This window comes from Flagellimonas ulvae (assembly GCF_049333175.1).
Classification (GTDB): Bacteria; Bacteroidota; Bacteroidia; order Flavobacteriales; family Flavobacteriaceae; genus Flagellimonas.
Genome location: NZ_CP186325.1, coordinates 3,489,182 through 3,507,193, shown reverse-complemented (window position 1 = coordinate 3,507,193; position 18,012 = coordinate 3,489,182). Strand labels below are relative to the sequence as shown.

Here is an 18,012-nt window from a genome sequence, read left to right as displayed (position 1 = left end):
CTATTTGTTTTGAGAGATTAGTCCATCGTTATCTTTTATCTTGATATCGGTACCTAGACGTTGCAAATATGCTATCAAGGACACTATTTCCCTATCCCTCATTTCAATAAACTCTTCTCCGTTTTCTTGTGCGTACTTCTTATCCGCTTCATAGGTCCTTACAAATTCAGGATCCGCGTAGAGATTCTTTTCAATCTGTAATGCTTGTTCCGCCATGGATTCCTGTGCTGTTTCAATGTCATCATCGGTATAAGGAACACCCAGCTTAACCATTGCCCTCATTTTGGCTTGAACGGCACTCCTATCATGCGCGCTAGTTACCAACCACTGGTAGGCCGGCATAATAGACCCTGCAGATGTACTTTGAGGATCATACATATGGTTTAAGTGCCAGTTGTCCGAGTACTTTCCTCCCACACGGAGCAAATCCGGTCCGGTTCGCTTACTTCCCCAAAGGAATGGGTGGTCATAAACGAATTCCCCAGCTTTGGCGTATTCTCCATAGCGTTCCACTTCACTTCTAAAGGGTCGTATCATTTGTGAGTGACAGCCCACACATCCTTCACGTATGTAAAGGTCCCGACCCTCTAACTCAAGGGGCGTATAGGGTTTGACACTGGTAATGGTTGGAATATTGGATTTTACCAATATTGTAGGCACTATTTGAATGATTCCTCCTATTAGAATGGCTATAGTAGCCAAAACGGTCAACTGTACAGGCTTTCTTTCCAACCAGTTATGAAAGGTTTCTCCTGCCAATCTCTTTTTGGAGACTCGTGTCAGTGGAGCGGCTTCGGCCAACTCATCCTCTACATTACTTCCTTTTCTTATGGTCACTACAACATTGTACACCATAATTAGCATACCTACTAGGTAAAGGCTACCTCCAATAGCTCTCATCCAATACATGGGTATGATTTGAGTAACGGTTTCCAAAAAGTTACCGTAGACCAAACTTCCATCAGGGTTAAAATCTTTCCACATTAGAGCTTGGGTAAAGCCTGCGACATACATGGGCAGTGCATAAAGAATGATTCCCAGCGTACCAATCCAAAAGTGGAAATTGGCCAACCCCTTGGAGTGCAATGTGGTTTTGAACATTTTTGGCACCAGCCAATAAATCATACCAAAGGTTAGGAAACCGTTCCATGCCAAAGCTCCTACGTGCACGTGGGCAATAATCCAGTCACTAAAGTGCGCAATGGCATTTACATTTTTAAGAGAAAGCATAGGGCCTTCAAAAGTGGCCATACCATAACCCGTAATGGCGACAACCATAAACTTCAAGGTAGCATCACTTCTTACTTTATCCCATACACCACGTAGCGTCAATAAACCGTTAATCATACCACCCCAAGAAGGAGCAATCAACATTACGGAAAAGACAACACCTAAGTTCTGTGCCCAATCTGGTAATGCCGAATAAAGCAAGTGGTGAGGGCCAGCCCAGATATAAATAAAAATCAAAGACCAGAAGTGTACAATGGACAGTCTATAGGAATATACAGGTCTATTGGCTGCTTTTGGCACAAAATAGTACATCAACCCAAGGAACGGGGTGGTCAAGAAAAAAGCCACAGCATTATGACCATACCACCATTGTACCAAGGCATCTTGTACACCTGCATATACCGAATAACTTTTTAAAGCCGCTACAGGCAACTCCAAACTGTTGAAAATGTGCAGTACCGCGACTGTAACAAAAGTGGCTAGATAAAACCAAACTGCGACGTAAAGGTGACGTTGTCTACGCTTCAGGATGGTTCCAATCATGTTCCATCCAAATACCACCCATACCACGGCTATGGCCAAATCTATAGGCCATTCCAGTTCAGCATACTCTTTTGATGTCGTGTACCCTAGCGGAAGCGTTAGTGCTGCTGCCACAATGATTAACTGCCATCCCCAAAAATTAATATTGCTCAGCGCGTCACTGAACATCCTTGCTTTAAGTAACCGCTGCAGCGAATAGTATACTCCCGCAAAAATGGCATTCCCCACAAAGGCAAAAATTACGGCATTAGTGTGCAATGGGCGTAGACGACCAAAACTTAGCCATGATATCCCATCCGTGATGTTAGGGAACAAAAACATAAAGGCCAACAGAAGACCTACCAACATGCCAACCACACCCCAAAGCATAGTGGCGTACAAAAACTTTTGAACGATTTTGTTATCGTACCTAAACTGTTCTATTTCCATATTTATTGATTAGTATCTTGAATTTGATTTATTTTTTCGGACTTTTTTGTCGTAACAGCACCTTCAGTGGACACCAACTCATCTTCAAAAAGCATACGAACCGAGGGGGTATATGAATCATCGTATTGACCTGCTTTTACTGAGCGGATAAAGGCTATAAAAAACACTAGTGCCACACATATACTAATGGCCAGCAATACATAAATAACACTCATACCTACCTGAATTTGGTGTAAAACTACATTGGCTTAGCGGGTCAAAAAATGACAAATATCAGCTTTCATATTATTTTAATTTCCTTCCCAATAAATTGACACACAAGGTTGTAAAGGCCACCACACTTATGGAACTTAAAGGCATAAGAATAGCTGCAATAACGGGTTGTAACTGTCCGGTTACAGCGAAATACAATCCAACCAGATTGTAGCAAAGGGACAGAAGGAAACTTATCTTGATTATTCTAATTGACTTTCTGGATAATTCTATGAACAATGGCAATCTATCTAGGGCTTCAGCATCCAAAATACCATCACAAGCCGGAGAGAATACATTAATATTTTCTGAAACAGCAATACCAACATCACTCTGAGCCAATGCTCCTGCATCATTAAGTCCATCACCTACCATCAAAACTATATGGGATTGCTGAAGATCTTTGATAAATTTTAGTTTGTCTTCGGGTTTTTGGTTGAACGCAATCTTTGCATTCGCGGGCAAGATTTTTTGAAGTCTAAGTTTCTCACCATCGTTGTCACCAGAAAGTATTCCCAGCTCAATGGATTGCTGTAGCTCCTTGAACATTTCATCTACGCCTTCCCGATAATGATTCTTAAACACGAATCTTCCTTTTACTTCCTCATCTGTGCTGACATACACGGAGGTGTTCAATGCTTTTGATTTTTGTTCTTGACCTACATAAGAAGCGGAGCCCACTTTTATAGTACGTTCATTTACCCTTGCTTCTAATCCTTTTCCTTCATACTCCTGAAATTCATCCAAAGTAACTATGTCATTGGATTTTAAAATGGAATAGAGCGAACGACTCAATGGATGGCTGGAGGCTCGCAAAGTGGTTTTGAGCATGTTTTTCTCAGCATCCGTAAGTTCCACACCTTCATAAAGCACGGCATCTTGTTGCGCGGTGGTAATTGTTCCGGTCTTGTCAAAAATAGCCGAGTCAATTTTTGCCAATCGCTCAATAACATTGGTGTTTTTGAGATACAATTTGTGTTTCCCGAAAATGCGAAGCATATTGCCCAAAGTAAATGGTGCCGCCAGAGCTATTGCACAAGGACAGGCAATGATGAGCACAGCTGTAAAAACGTTCATAACCAAGCTTGGCTCAAAAACCAACCAGTAGACCGATGATAAAACGGCGATAGAAAGTACCGCTAAGGTAAATCTTCTGCCTATACCATCCGTAAGGGTTTGAAAATTGCTGGCTTTGTCTTTTGAAAAGACAGAATTGCCCCATAATTGAGTTAGATAACTTTGTGAAACCGATTTTTGCACCTCAACCTCCAAAACTCCGGAAAGCTGTTTCCCCCCAGCGAACAGTCGTTCTCCTTTTTCTTTAATCACCGGTTTAGATTCTCCGGTAACAAAACTGTAATCAATTTCGGCCGTACCTTTAATAAGAACACAATCTACAGGCAGAATTTCTTGATTACGAATCAGTAAGCGGTCTCCTTTTCTTATCTTATATATTTGAATGTTTTCCTCTTCGTTTTCAGCCCCTAAACGAGTGACTGCCATAGGAAAATAGGATTTATAATCTCGCTCAAACGATAAAAATGCATAGGTTTTTTGCTGAAAGAACTTGCCCAGCAATAAGAAAAACACCAATCCAGTAAGACTATCGAAAAATCCAGAGCCCAAATCCCAAATAATGTCGACAGAACTTCTCAAAAAGAGAACCAATACTCCCAAGGCGATGGGTACATCTATGTTGAGCATTTTGGATTGTAGTCCTTTAATTGCGGATTTAAAATAGTCCTGTGCCGCATAGAAAACCACAGGAATGGAGAAGGCAAACATCAACCATCGGAATACCACCTTATACTGTTCCAACCAAAATTCTTCAACTTCAAAATACTCTGGAAAGGAAAGCAGCATCACATTACCAAAGGCAAATCCAGCCACACCCAATTTATATAAGAGTGACCTATCTACTTTTTTATCTTTTTTGGCGTAATCTTCTAGAGAGAGATAGGGTTCGTATCCTATACTTGCCAACAAAAGCACCAAAGCCTTTAGTGAAAATCCATCTTTTTTATAGGTAACTCGAATGGTTTTCTCTGGAAAGTTGACCTGTGATATTGAAATTGCCCTGTGCAACTTGTTTAAGTTTTCCAAAAGCCAAATACAGGAACTGCAATGGATGTTAGGAATGCTAAGATTGATTACCTGAACGCCTTCCTCATCAAATTCCACCAATTGGGAAACGATTTCAGGATTGTCTAGGAAATCATATTTTTTCTGAATGGGGTTAGGAGTAGATCCCGCTTTTGCCTCCAATTCATAAAAATAGGAAAGACCATTATCGGAAAAGATTTCATACACTGTTTTACAACCGTGGCAACAAAAAACCTTTTCATCAAAATGGACTGGATTGCTCTCGCAGGAATCCCCACAATGATAGCACGTATCGTCCAACATACACTTTTGCTTTACCTGCTACAAAAGTGATATATGTGTGCCATGTAAAACATGATTTATGTCAGCTTTTACAGAATTACGCCAAACTATCTTTGCCCTATGGTGAACTGTACCAAAATAAGGAATAAGCAACTACAGGATTTTGATACACTATCTTCTAGTGCACGGGAACGACTGTTGCAAACTTCAGAAACCATAAAACTTCCGAAGGGCAGTTTGATATTTGAAGAAAATCAATCATTGAACAAACTTTTCTGCATAAAAAAAGGAGCATGTAAGTTCAGTAAAATGGATAGTTCAGGACAAGAGCACATTCTGCGTTTTTTAGGAGAAGGTGAAGTTATGGGCAAGAGGTCGGTAGCAACCAATCTGGGAGCGCGAGTAAGTGCAGTTGCCTTGACCGAAACGGAACTATGCTGTTTGGATAAATCGGAAATACAGAGAAATTTGGAAGAAAATCCAAAGTTTTGTCAGGTTTTTTTGGATTCTTTGATTCAAGATGTAGACATTAATGAATCGGCGCGAATATTATTCAATTCCTCAAAAGGAATAAAATCTAGACTGGCTAAACTTCTGTTGTATCTTTTCAAGAAGTTTGGAGCCAATGAAAAGGGCAAACTTAACATAAAGTTAAAGCGAGATGATATGGCCATGGTCCTAGGAACATCACCAGAATACATAATCAATTTGCTCAAGAATTTCAAGGGTTTAAAGCTAATCGACATCAAAAAAAGGGAATTATACGTTTTGTCCAAGTCAGGGCTGGAGCTTATGGCATTATAATTCCTAAAAAATTACAGGTTTCATCTCCCAAAGAAAACGTAATTTTAAAGGTCAGGTAAAACTAAATTATGGAAAATAGCAGGTGTGAAAATTGTATCGTAAGGCAATTTAACTCCTTACGAGCCATGAGCAAGGAAGAGCTCAAAAAGGTATCAGATTCCAAAACCACTAAAACCATCAAAAAAGGGGAGCTCCTTTTTGAAGAAGGTGAAAAACTCAATGGTGTTTTTTGCGTGCGCAATGGAGTATCCAAACTATCCAAGCTCAGTGCAAACGGAAAAGATCAAATTGTAAAACTGGCAACCAAGGGTGAAGTTATTGGTCAGCGCTCAGTAATTGCGGAAGAATCCGCCAACCTTTCGGCCATGGCAGTTTCCGATATGGAGCTATGTTTTATCCCCAAAGAAAGTATCAATACAACGCTTCAGAGTAATCCCAATTTCACTTTGGAAGTATTACGGCACATGGCTCATGATCTTAAAGAAGCAGATGATGTCATTGTGAATATGTCTCAAAAAACGGTAAAACAGCGAGTTGCAGAGGCTTTTCTCTATTTGAAAAATAACTTTGGAGAAGATCAAGATGGTTTTTTGATATTGACTTTGTCTCGTGAAGACATCTCCAACGTAGTAGGTACCGCAACAGAATCTGCCATACGAATCATATCCGAATTCAAGAAAAAAGGTCTTATACATACCTCGGGAAAAAAGATTGGAATTCGTAATGAGAAGAAGCTTCAAGAACTTGTGGATGGCTTCTAATCCAAGAAGGTGACAAATGTCATAGTTCTCCCCTAGGGACTATTCTACTTTTACATTGTTTTTAGTAATAGAACAATGCAAAAGATTCTTATCCCAACAGATTTTTCAGAAAATGCATGGAATGCCATATCGTATGCTATGCACTTGTTCTCCAACCGGAAGTGTACATTTTATTTTTTGAACACATATACCCCGGTGATTCCCAGTAGCCGATTTATGGCCAATATGGTGGATGGTGTCCGGATTGTGGATGCCGTCAGAGATGCTTCCGAAAAAGGCCTACAACAAACCGTTGAGCGTGTCACAAAAGAGTTTAACAATTCTAACCATAGTTTTGAGACCATTTCTTCTTTCAACTTATTGGTGGAAGAGGTAAAAGATATTGTAGAAGAACTTGGAATTCATCTTGTGATTACAGGAACCAAAGGTGCCTCTGGAATTGACGAGGTGTTTATGGGAAGCAATACGGTGCGAATAATCAAGAACACCAAGCGATGTCCTGTTTTGGCCATTCCACAACATTTTGATTTTATAACACCTTCTGAAATTGCGTTTGCCACAGATTTCAACCGTTTCTACAGCAGTTCGGAGTTGCAGCCTTTATTGGATTTAGCCGATATGTTCAAGGCTACGATTCGGATTGTTCATGTTCAATATAAATTAAAGGCGCTCTCAGAATTACAACAGTTCAACTTGAACATGCTGAGACGTTATATGAAAGATACAGAACACTATGTTCATACGGTATCCGAACTCAATTCCGTTTCGCATACCCTAGAAATGTTCTCGGAAGAATTGGACATCCACTTGCTGGCCATGCTCAATTATCAGCACAGCTACATGGAAAAAATGACCCGTGAGCCTATTGTAAAGCGAACCGCTTTCCATACCCAAATACCGTTGTTTGTAATTCCAGAATTGGGCATGAACGGCATAGCTTCTCCAATAGAAGAAGAAAATGCAGTGTACAATTAAAAGGTTTGGACCCAGAATAGAGATGTTCATGTCGCTTTTCTATCTTTAGAGGAAAATTAAAGCTTCCTCGGATGGACAAACAACAACTGATAGATTGCCACGAGCGCATTAAACCCTTCATCCATAATACGCCTATTCTCACCTCCAGACTTCTGGACCAAATGGTGGGAGCGCAGCTCTTTTTTAAATGTGAAAACTTTCAGCGTATGGGTGCCTTTAAAATGCGGGGTGCTGCCAATGCCATTCTCCAATTGTCCGATGAGGTCAGAAAAAAAGGAGTAGTTACACATTCTTCTGGAAATTTTGCCCAGGCTCTTTCTTTGGCCGCCCAAAGTTTAGGCGTCCCCGCTTACATTGTAATGCCTTCAAGTGCGCCAAAAGTTAAAAAAGAAGCTGTAAAAGGATATGGTGGAAAGGTCATTGAATGTGAACCTACTCTGGAAGCACGCGAAACGGAATCAGAAAAGATTCAACAAGAAAAGGGAGCAACTTTTTTACATCCTTCCAACGACAACGAAGTGATTTTGGGTCAAGGAACGGCCTGCAAGGAACTCTTGGAAGATCATCCAGATTTAAATGCCGTTTTTGCACCTGTTGGAGGTGGAGGTCTTATTGCGGGAACTGCCCTATCAGCATACTATTTCGGAACGAATTGCACAGTGTTTGGAGGAGAGCCTTTTGAAGTCGATGATGCTTATCGTTCCTTGATAAGTGGTCAGATTGAAACCAATACTACTATAAATACCATTGCTGATGGTCTTAAAACCCAATTGGGCGACAAAAACTTTCCTGTCATTCAAAAACATGTGAAGCGGATTATTCGGGTAACCGAAAAAGAAATCATACAAGCTATGCGGCTGATTTGGGAACGCTTAAAGATAGTTTGCGAGCCATCCTGTGCGGTTGCGTTTGCTGCAGTTCTTAAAGAGAAAAACCAATTTGAAAATCAAAAAGTGGGCATCATTATTTCCGGAGGAAATGTAGATTTGGATAATTTACCTTTCTAAGCTGAGTTCTTTTTCAATCCAATTCAATTACAATCGCTCTGCGCACTAAAGCTGTCGGCCATCCCTAGGGCCTCTTGTCTTGTGAATGAATCTTTGTTAAACAATAAAAAGCGGTCGATTCCATGAAAGGAGGAACGCGCAGAAACCTCCATGGTATAGATACCTTCTTCAGAGAAGGTTACAAAAATATCATGGGCATCATTGTCTGACGTTCTAGCCTGCCATACAAATGAAGCATTGTTTCCACTACGATAAATTTTAAACCATCCGTCTGACGAAGAACCTTCAGGATTTGGTTCTTTGCCTGTACCTTTTGGATAAACTATGCTGCCATTCCCCTTTTCACCAAAAAAATCATCCGCATCTGGAAACCGAAGCCAAGAGTCATTATGCTCTGTTCCATTATCTCCCATGCGAAATGCAGATTTCCATAAAAACTGATAGGTTCCTGTAGTTTTAATTTCTATTAGGAAAGTTGCTTTGCCTTCACCGGGCTGGTTCAATCGTTGTTGCCCTGTCCATACCATGTACCCGTCTCCCGACACATCATCAACATCATTTCTTAGTTCCCAATCTCCATTAAATGAGCTGTTTTCAAACTCTACTGAGATTAACCCATTGCTCTCAGAGAAGAATGTAGTACCCCCATCGGGACAGTTATTTGAAACCGTTCCGTCTCCGCCAGATGTATCCTCACCAGAAGTATCCTCACCGGAGGTATCATCCGCTGAATCTTCATTTTGATCCATTGTAGAATCTTCTTGGAGAATTTCCTCTACAAGCATTTCGGAGTCACTTGAGCAAGAAATTGCAAAAATTATTGAAGAAAAGAGAAGCAACATGAAAGGACTTCGAATCCATAGTGTTTTTAGTGAGGTCATCATAGTGTATTTAGGGTCTTATGCAAACGGAAAAAACAAGGTACTTAGTATCAATTCTTCCCTAAAAAGCCGTGCGTTACATCGAATAATCGATTTTTAGGATTCAAAACGACAATTTCCAAGGCTTTCCATTGATTAAAATGAAAAAGCCCCTACCAGAAATAGGGGCTTTAAAAGAATCCTAACTAACTCAAACTTAGAATTACTCCTGTAAAATAAAGAATTGTGTTGCCACTCCACCTGCAGCTATATTGAAAACATTGGAACTCGAATTGGTTGCCGGGTCATATTCATAGTATCCATTGGCCCCTTGGTCAGGGTTAAACACCTGAAAGTAATGTTTGCCATCATACTTATAGGAAAAAGGATATACGAAACCAGCAGATGAAGGTATACCGGGTATCACCTCGGCAGTTTGGGCATTGAGGTCCATTCTTGTCCATTTCATGTTAGGGCTATTGGTCACCAGACCTACCAATTCATTAAACTCAGCATCAGTAATAGTTCCCATTGCTAATAGCGCAAGTAGCTCATTTACCCTGGGAACATCGGCTTCTGCGGTCATGACCGCATATGCAATACCGTTTTCCCCATAAATAGCTCCTGTACATAGTTGTGCCACAGAGTTTTGAAAACCTATAAAGTCGACAGGATTAAACGCATAATCAGGGTCAAAATCAGTGGAATTGGCCGGTATCTTCAAAATTTGGGGTCGAGATCTTGGGGGTGCAGTAGGTCCAAATTGAAAATCAAGACTATACTGTCCTTGAGTCAATAAGTAAATATTACCGTCTTCGTCCACCATAGGATTCTCCATTCCACGGGTCAAGGGATAGGTTGCCTGGCTAAATGTTGCCGTTTTTTCCCATGCCAAGGTGTTCAAGTTCACTACTTCCACATAAATATCTTCGGCATCGTAAAATTGTGGTGAGGCATCAGAATTGGTGGTCAAGGGCAGAAAGACCCTATTATCCTGTGGCCTGTGAATGATATGGAAATAGGAATTTACTTGATTTGGAAGAGTATCAATTCGTGTAGCCTGTGGCATTGGTATTTCTTGGATAAACTGCATGGTGGTTGGATTGAACAGAAACAGGCTGGGCGTATCAAAAATGGTATAAACGCCAAGGTCATCATTTATGATAAGCACCTGACTAAGATTTGCTGACAAAGGAATGGCTCCAGCTCGTGTAATTTGATTTGTATCTGGGTCTACCGCATAGCGATTCAATTCCAAATTTTCCGTGTCCAATGAACCTCCAAAACCTAAAAACTTATAGATGGTTTGTGGAAAATAGTTGCCGAATGAGGCTGAATTCCCAGAAGTTAAATCTATGGCGCCGGATGGCATTTGTTCGCTATAATTGGTAAAGTAGGAGAAAGACGTTGGGGTGCTCAAAATGGAGGCTGCCACAAATCCCGTTTTTTGGAAAGGCAAATCGGAAATAGTCTGACCCGGGCCTTCAATCGTGTTCACGGTTACCTCTGTTATTACTTCTTCAGGTTCACATGCCAAAAAGACCAGAGACATGGTAAAAAGGGCGAATATGTTTTTGCTATTGCTTTTCATCGCATTAAAAATTTGAAATTTCATAAATGAGTTTAAAGTTGAAATTGCGACCTGGTCTAGGTATACTAAAATTGTCAAATAGGTCTTCGTCGGTTATGTTCACCACATTAAAGGCCGCGGTAACTTTTCGGTCGAATAGATTTAGTGCCACACCAAAATCCAGTCGGTCTTGTTCAGGAACAAATGCATCTGGTGTATTCTCAATGGTATCGCTATCTGCAACAGGTCTAATGTTGAAAACATCAACATGGGTATAAAGACCAAACAACCTTACCCCAATTCCCGTATTGAAAAAATCATCGGTTTGCCATGAAAGTTCAGTGTTGTAAAAAAATCTGGGTGTATTGGGAAGTTGAGAACCTATTAAATCGTCCGTGGCTGTATCCAAGGCAAAAGCTTCAATAGTCTTATCCACAAAACTTACATTAGTATTCCAATTGAAATTTCTTAAAAAATTGACCTTGAGTTCTCCTTCTACCCCTTGTGAGTCAATATCTCCAATATTGGCATTTTGTTGCCTTGCTGCATTTGCATCAATAAAAATGAAGTTGCGCTGTTGTCTTAAAAATCCATTGGCGGTCAATGTCAACGCATACTCATCATTAAAACGCGTATTGAAGCGAAAACCCAAATTGTAGTTATCACTTTCCTCAGGTTGTAATTCTCCATTCGGAGCAACATTGAGACCATCACCTGCAAATTGAACAATTTCAGGAATTAGAAAACCACGTTCATATGAACCTCGTATTGAAAATTCATCAAAGATTTGATATTTCAATCCTGCATTCCATCCTAGAAAACCTTCTGTATCTTCAATGGGCACTCGATTCAAATTACTAAAGCCAACAAGTTTATACGTATAGTACTTTAAAGCTGCTGAGAACTCTACAGATTCATTGAAAACCGTATTATCATATTGAAGACCTGTAATGTTTTTAGTAATTTTTTGCTCTGGAGCAACGCCAAACTCAGTGGGGTTATCAATATCAAAATCCTTAAGCTCCCTATCCTGAAAAGCCAATAGATTACTCAAAGTAAGACTACTGCTTCTTGGCAGCTTAAGTTCTAAGGTGGTTCGGTTGACATAGCTTTTGGTAGTTGTTTCTGACAATACCGGTGTTCCATTTAAAAATTCTCCTCGACTGGCTTCTGAAACTGCTATGACATCTCCCAACCAGTTATATTGGTTTGCTGTGGTATCCACAAACCTTACAAACAGGTCACTATAATTTGAAATTGTTTTTAATTTCAATTTATCCTTGATTAAGGTCTTGTCATATTTAGCTACAATGGCGACATTTTCACGTTCCCCCTCCGCTTCACCAATGGCAATATTGGATATCTGCAAGTTGTTTTGAAATTCACGGAACGTATCAAAATAGTTGAATGCTATTTCGGCATGGTCCGTCCATTTTTTGTTGTATGTACCCAAAGTTGCCGTGCTATACTGAAGACGGTAGAGGTCATGAAATCTTCTTATGTTTCCAGTACCAGCATCGACCAATTGTCCATTGGTAGGATTCTGAACAAGCAATGGAGCTTCAAATGTGTAGTCGTTATCCGAATAATTGGCTCCAGTACTAATTTTTACAAAGCTTTCGTTCCCATCTGTTAGGGTAACACTTAAATCTCCCAGATGCGTATTAAAGGAACCAACACTGTAAGACGCTCGAATTCTATTTACCGTATTCTCTTCCGTTAAAATATTGATTCCCCCACCTAGCGCATCTGATGCGATATCTACTGGCAAAACGCCTTTATAGACATCTACTCGACGCAGCCCTGTTAAAGGTAGTGTGGCTATATCCGTTCCCGGAAACAAAAACTCAATAGGTACTCCATCTACAAAAGTGCGTATTGCGGTTCCATTTAATCCATTTATGGATACATCCGCGGCATCACCCAAAGAACCCGATCTTCGAATTCGAACCCCAGAAATTTTATCCACCGCATCTGCAAGAATGTTGGTCTGGGAAACTACATCAGCAAGTTCAAAACTACCAATGGTTATGGCTTTTTGTTCCTGCTGGGTTGAAGCTTTATCTCCTTGAACTATTACTGCATCCAAAGCCTGTACATTTTCTACCAGAGTAAAGTTCAACTCAATATCTGAAGTAACCTCTACGGTTTGTGTAATGGTCTCATACCCTAATGATGAAACTGTAACTACATATTTGCCTCTTCTGACATTATCTATGAGATACCTGCCATTTTCGTCAGCTACAGCATATTTATTGTTCTTATCCAATAGGACATTGGCAAAAGCTATAGGTTCGCCGCTTTCCGCTTTCACTGCACCAGTAATAGCAACTCTATTTTGAGCAAAAATTGTTACTGGAACAAGTAGCAATAAAAAGAAGAGTTTTTTCATTTTAAGGTCGGTTCTACATTTTGAGGAGTAAATCTATTACTTTATTTTTATTTAGAATAAATAAAAATAATAATATTGGGAATACCCTTCTGTACTCTATTTGGTTATTAATTATTCAGGTTTTGAAAAACTTTGTAAGACTGGCTCAGATTGCTCTTCAGGTTTGCCTATGGTTGCATATTGCTTTTCTTTCTTATTTACAATTTGCATAGTTCCTTTCTTTCTTTTGAGATAATATTGGGAAACAAGCAAACCAAATACACCGATGATAATCCAAGTTACATCAACACTAAAGACATAATAGTTTTGATTTAAAAGCGAAACCCAGAACCAATCCCCGGTAACAAGACCATTGGCCAAAGGAATACAAAGACCAAGAATACTTCCCATTATGATATAGCTTCTATTTAATTGGCGATAATCATTCCAAAAAAGACCGATTACCGTAAACACCAACCAACTTGTAAAGAATATGGAATTAACATAAAATACCCGGCCGGACATGTCTATAGGAACCAATTTATTGCCTATAAAAATCATAGCCAGTGCAGGAAACATAGAAAGGCAAATCGCCAAATACATCTTGGTTACTCTATGATGGAACCTGCGTTGCTTATCTGTATATGTTGGTTTATCCCTTGCAGTGCGCCAAATCATTACACCACTTATGATAATGTAGCAGGTAATCATGGCCAATATGAAGTAGATGATTTTTAGAAAAATACCACCATAGGTGGCATAGTGCAGTTTGATCAACACTGCCAATGTACCTTTGGCATAAGATCTTGTGATAGGTTCAGTGGCATCCAACAACTGACCATTTTTATAGCTGTAAATAAATATTCCGTCTCCTCCAATACCAGTATGGTCATCAACCCGCACTCCTATGGTCCCATCTTCCTTTCCGAAATTGTTAGTGTATAAATAGGTAACTTCTGCATCGGGATACGCTTCATTTACTTCTTTGTAAATTTTGTTGAAAGTACTCCCATCATTTATTACCAAAGCGTTTTCGTCGTACTTCATTCCAGCTCCAGGTCTTACTGCCTCAATAACCTGGGAAGTATCTCCATTAAACATTAAAAAAGCACTTGGAGCCAACAGTAGAATAGAGAGCCCCAACAAAGCTCCGGTTATTGCATATATCAATTGAAAAGGTAAGGTGATTACCCCAAGTGAGATATGACCGTTGGTCCATATCTGTTTCCACTTTCCTTTTGTAGAAAAAGCATAGAACTTGTTCACTATGTTTTTCCAATGGGTAAGAAGTCCCGTGAAAATGGCAAAAAGAAAAAAGAAGGCGACCAACCCTGACAAATAAATCCCCACTACTGGTATTTGATGGAAATAGTGCAGTTCATATATGGTACGGGCCATATGGGTTTTTTCTTCCGTACCATCCGAAAGAACTTCATATGTTCTAGGGTTTACTGCAGAATGGAAACGTTGGGTGTTTCCATCGGCATCTTTTGTACCTCCATAAAATTCAATTAGAGGGTTTTTATCATTTGGAGGTACCATTCCAAAGGTAGCATCGGTATCAAAATTTTTAATATCACGCGAGACCACTTCGTATACCTTATCATAATCAACCTTTTCTGGTTCAATAGCATCAATTCTAGCTTCCGGATTTTCCCATTGATAGAGTTCGTCCATGAACAAGGCAACCGCACCTGCATAAAAACAAACGAAAAGGGCAAAACTGATTACAATACCAGAAACGGTATGGGTATGGAACATCACATTATGTAATCTTGGTTTAAGTGCTTTCAGCTTCATGTTTATCGGTTATTGATTAAGGTAGATTATCGCTCCAAACAAAAGACTTAGCAATAGATATAGACCCCAAGTTTTCCATCCATTTTTTATCATAAAGGCAATCACCAAAAGAGCAGCCCATAGAATAAATGAGGTATATCCTGTGGTTATGACCAAAGCTCCTTTCGATTCCAACATTGAACCAATAGCGTTGTGAAAGAGAATAGTCACCAAAAAACCACCCAAAATTCCAGCAGTAATTTTCAAAAACCGTTGCCCCCCAGATGATAGATACTTAGTATTAGCTGGCATTTTACAAGATGTTTTCTATTAGTATTGACAGTAGACTTAACCCAATCAAGAGATATGCGAATTTTTTATGCAACGGAAGTAAAATGATAATGACACTCAATCCAAACATCAACACCATAAAAAAAATGATAAGCCCAGTTGCCCACCCAAACTGATACACCAAAATCGTATTGGCCAAAATAAACAAGCCATACGCACCGATTCTAAGTTGCTTTTCTCTCCCTTGTGTCTTAGCCGCTATCTCAGAAAATTGGACAGGAAAATGTTTTGATTTTGAATACAGAAAAAAACAGCCAAAAAAAGTCAATAGTATTCCCATGATTTGTTGTAGAGGTTAGGTGCGACATAAACCACCAAACAAACTTAATCATTATTTTTATTCAATCTAAATAAATTTATATTAAGCTAGTGTTATCAAGAACTGTCCTGAAAAAAAGAGAAATCACTTATAAGTTTTGTAGATGAGCTGTAAAAAAGAAAAAGCTCTCATGTTTGAGAGCTTTTGTGCGGATGAAGGGAGCATAAACCCCTCAATATTGATTATATTCCCACCCCTACATTTTCTCATTGCAACCATCAAGTATTCTGCTTTATTCATTGCATTCAATACTTTAAAAGAATTTAAATTGATTGAATAAAGTAGAAAGGAATATAAAAACGGTTGACAAATCGTTGACAATAGAAGAATATTGATTAACTTGTGCGTGTTCAAATGCATCTAAAATGGCAACCGTCAAATATTCACTTTCCGGAAGACCCGAAAACGCATCCATTAGGATTTCCCTCTCCGCTGGACGGGGGACCACCTTAAAGGCTTCCACAGGTTTTTACACCAGAAAAGAGTTTTGGTCATTTACTAGAAAAAATGGCAAGGAGGTGAACAACGGCCATTTCAAGAACACCATAGATGCCAAGACCAAAAAGATAAAGAACGACCTCATCAAACTGGAAAGGTACATCTTGGATTCTTACAATGAGGCCCAGGCGGAAGGGAACAAGGTCAACAACGATTGGCTCAAGAACAAGATCGGGGTGTGTTTTGAAAGGACATCGGATTCGGGCGACAGCGAAAGCGTGACCGATGCCATTCAGGGCGTATTGGACAATGCGGATGTCCGTGAGAACCAAAAGGGAGGGATTGGGCTTTCCAAGAGCAGAAGGAACGACTATATCGCTCTTAAAAGGATATGGTCCGAGTTTGAGGGCCACTCACCTATCAAGGTCAAGGAGGTCAACGTCCCTATGGGAAAGAAGTTCCTTTCCTTTATGCTCAAAAAGAAAAAGTACTCCAAGGGGTACGCACAAAGGATGATGGGAAACCTAAAGACGGTATGCTATGATGCCCAACTCAATGGGATACGGACCTCATCGCAACTCAAGAAGATAAATTCCCGCCAGATAAAGAACGACCATATCATCTTCCTTAAACCTGAAGAACTTGATTTGATAAAAAGGGCCAACCTTTTGCACGAAGGACAGCAAAATGCCCGTAAGTGGTTGCTTTTGGGATGCTGGATAGGCCAAAGGGGAAACGACCTTTTGAACTTGACGGAAGAAAACCTAAAGGAAAAGGACGGATTCAGATATATCGAACTCAAACAGCAGAAAACCGACAAAGTTGTAACCGTCCCGATACTTCCAGAGGTGGAAGAGGTGATTCATAGCGGATGGCCCAGGAAAATCTCACTGGTAAAGTTCAACGAACATATCAAAACGATAGCCAGGATTGCAGGGGTTACGGAAATGACCAAAGGAATAAAGAACAACAAGGAAACAAACCGCAAGGAACTGGGAACATATCCCAAATATGAACTATTGGCAAGCCATGTCTGTAGACGTTCATATTGCTCCAACATGTATGGAAAGATGCCAACACCTATAATAATGCAGGTAACCGGACACAGTTCAGAACGCAGTTTCCTCACTTATATCGGTAAAAAGGGTACGGATTACCGTGATGAATGGATGAGGTTCATAGAACTAGAGAAGGCAAAGAACAAAAAAGAACCCCAACTGGAAATAGTAAAATCAAAGTCTAACTAAATAGAAGAGAAATGAATCAAAACGCTTCAACCCGCATTTTGGAAAAGGACGTTACAGAAATCTATGAAAGGAAGGAAAATGAACTTCGGGCCATTAAATTGGAAATAAGAAAGAAACTTACAGCGATAGGATATAAATTATAGAAATATGGGATTAAATTATAAAACCATGCCTAATTGGTCTGCAGATGCTTGGGAAGAACTTGATAAACGAGTAACAGAGCAGGAAAGGGTAGGCAAAGAACTGGAAAAAGAATTTTGGAAAGCATTGGAGGATTATGTGAGAAGACAAAAGGCAGAAGAAGTTCTTGTCAAGTCTATGGAATTGAATGTTCATGGAGTAAATAAAAGAATAAACTTAAATTGATTTAGATGGCCCCACTATCCAAGGAAATAAAAAAATTCATATTTGAAAATTGCCCAAAGGAATGGCGCCAATACGTTAATGGTGAAGTCAGTGACTTCTACATAGAGACACTCTATTTGATACACAAAAGACACATTGAAACCAAAAGAGTTAATGAGGGACTAAGGCAACAATTTTTTGATGCGCTTGAAAGAAACATTTATCTCAGCAAACTGGAGAAGGTTCTCAAAGATTCGGTAGAGTTGAATTTTAAAGAAGTTCTGGAAAGAAAGATATTTTTAAATTGACAAATGATAGGCTGCCTAACCGCAGCCTTTCTTATTTT

The 18,012-nt window shown here is 39.7% G+C and carries 17 protein-coding genes; 8 read left to right on the top strand and 9 right to left on the bottom strand.

Going from position 1 to position 18,012, the window contains the following annotated elements; translation table 11 throughout:
- From ccoN to ACOKFD_RS16390, 3 genes are all read right to left on the bottom strand, one after another.
- Entirely contained in the window at nt 1–2,202 is a 2,202-nt protein-coding gene (ccoN, locus tag ACOKFD_RS16400; protein WP_422858913.1) for a cytochrome-c oxidase, cbb3-type subunit I, read from the bottom strand.
- Between the two features lie 2 nt (nt 2,203–2,204).
- Nucleotides 2,205–2,417, bottom strand: coding sequence for a cbb3-type cytochrome oxidase assembly protein CcoS (gene ccoS / locus ACOKFD_RS16395; protein ID WP_422858912.1), 213 nt, complete (start codon nt 2,415–2,417; stop codon nt 2,205–2,207).
- Nucleotides 2,418–2,487: 70 nt separating this feature from the next.
- Nucleotides 2,488–4,860 carry a heavy metal translocating P-type ATPase gene (locus ACOKFD_RS16390; RefSeq protein ID WP_422858911.1) on the bottom strand — a complete coding sequence of 791 codons (2,373 nt, stop codon included), beginning with the start codon at nt 4,858–4,860 and terminating at the stop codon, nt 2,488–2,490.
- Between the two features lie 99 nt (nt 4,861–4,959).
- Here ACOKFD_RS16390 and ACOKFD_RS16385 point away from each other — a divergent pair, with 99 nt between their 5' ends.
- From ACOKFD_RS16385 to ACOKFD_RS16370, 4 genes are all read left to right on the top strand, one after another.
- A complete protein-coding gene (locus tag ACOKFD_RS16385) occupies nt 4,960–5,643 on the top strand; it encodes a Crp/Fnr family transcriptional regulator (RefSeq protein ID WP_422858910.1) in 684 nt (227 codons plus the stop codon).
- Between the two features lie 68 nt (nt 5,644–5,711).
- Nucleotides 5,712–6,404: a Crp/Fnr family transcriptional regulator gene (locus ACOKFD_RS16380; RefSeq protein WP_422858909.1), complete on the top strand. Its 693-nt coding sequence runs from the start codon at nt 5,712–5,714 to the stop codon at nt 6,402–6,404.
- A 75-nt stretch (nt 6,405–6,479) separates the two neighbouring features.
- Nucleotides 6,480–7,379 carry a universal stress protein gene (locus ACOKFD_RS16375; RefSeq protein ID WP_422858908.1) on the top strand — a complete coding sequence of 300 codons (900 nt, stop codon included), beginning with the start codon at nt 6,480–6,482 and terminating at the stop codon, nt 7,377–7,379.
- Nucleotides 7,380–7,450: 71 nt separating this feature from the next.
- A complete protein-coding gene (locus ACOKFD_RS16370; protein ID WP_422858907.1) occupies nt 7,451–8,386 on the top strand; it encodes a pyridoxal-phosphate dependent enzyme in 936 nt (311 codons plus the stop codon).
- 23 nt (nt 8,387–8,409) lie between these two features.
- On the opposite strand, the gene ACOKFD_RS16365 is transcribed toward ACOKFD_RS16370, so the two are convergent.
- The 6 genes from ACOKFD_RS16365 to ACOKFD_RS16340 all read right to left on the bottom strand — a co-directional run bounded on the left by ACOKFD_RS16365 (nt 8,410) and on the right by ACOKFD_RS16340 (nt 15,597).
- The gene (locus tag ACOKFD_RS16365; protein ID WP_422858906.1) at nt 8,410–9,270 is read right to left on the bottom strand and encodes a hypothetical protein; all 861 of its coding nucleotides are present in this window, start codon (nt 9,268–9,270) and stop codon (nt 8,410–8,412) included.
- Nucleotides 9,271–9,469: 199 nt separating this feature from the next.
- Complete coding sequence (locus ACOKFD_RS16360; protein WP_422858905.1) at nt 9,470–10,837, bottom strand: hypothetical protein; 1,368 nt, start codon at nt 10,835–10,837, stop codon at nt 9,470–9,472.
- 4 nt (nt 10,838–10,841) lie between these two features.
- Complete coding sequence (locus ACOKFD_RS16355; protein ID WP_422858904.1) at nt 10,842–13,208, bottom strand: TonB-dependent receptor; 2,367 nt, start codon at nt 13,206–13,208, stop codon at nt 10,842–10,844.
- Between the two features lie 111 nt (nt 13,209–13,319).
- Nucleotides 13,320–14,987, bottom strand: a complete 1,668-nt coding sequence (locus ACOKFD_RS16350) for a PepSY-associated TM helix domain-containing protein (protein WP_422858903.1) — start codon at nt 14,985–14,987, stop codon at nt 13,320–13,322.
- A 9-nt stretch (nt 14,988–14,996) separates the two neighbouring features.
- Complete coding sequence (locus ACOKFD_RS16345; RefSeq protein WP_422858902.1) at nt 14,997–15,278, bottom strand: hypothetical protein; 282 nt, start codon at nt 15,276–15,278, stop codon at nt 14,997–14,999.
- Nucleotide 15,279: 1 nt separating this feature from the next.
- Nucleotides 15,280–15,597: a DUF3325 family protein gene (locus ACOKFD_RS16340; protein ID WP_422858901.1), complete on the bottom strand. Its 318-nt coding sequence runs from the start codon at nt 15,595–15,597 to the stop codon at nt 15,280–15,282.
- 404 nt (nt 15,598–16,001) lie between these two features.
- Between ACOKFD_RS16340 and ACOKFD_RS16335 the strand changes: the two genes are divergently transcribed.
- Genes ACOKFD_RS16335 through ACOKFD_RS16320 form a run of 4 tightly spaced genes read left to right on the top strand, consistent with a single transcriptional unit; the run spans nt 16,002 to nt 17,974 of the window.
- On the top strand, nt 16,002–17,321 hold the full coding sequence (locus ACOKFD_RS16335) for a phage integrase SAM-like domain-containing protein (protein ID WP_422858900.1): 1,320 nt from the start codon (nt 16,002–16,004) through the stop codon (nt 17,319–17,321).
- Between the two features lie 11 nt (nt 17,322–17,332).
- The gene (locus ACOKFD_RS16330) at nt 17,333–17,464 is read left to right on the top strand and encodes a hypothetical protein (RefSeq protein ID WP_422858899.1); all 132 of its coding nucleotides are present in this window, start codon (nt 17,333–17,335) and stop codon (nt 17,462–17,464) included.
- 4 nt (nt 17,465–17,468) lie between these two features.
- Nucleotides 17,469–17,687, top strand: a complete 219-nt coding sequence (locus ACOKFD_RS16325) for a hypothetical protein (protein WP_422858898.1) — start codon at nt 17,469–17,471, stop codon at nt 17,685–17,687.
- Between the two features lie 5 nt (nt 17,688–17,692).
- Complete coding sequence (locus ACOKFD_RS16320) at nt 17,693–17,974, top strand: hypothetical protein (protein ID WP_422858897.1); 282 nt, start codon at nt 17,693–17,695, stop codon at nt 17,972–17,974.
- Nucleotides 17,975–18,012: the final 38 nt, after the last annotated feature.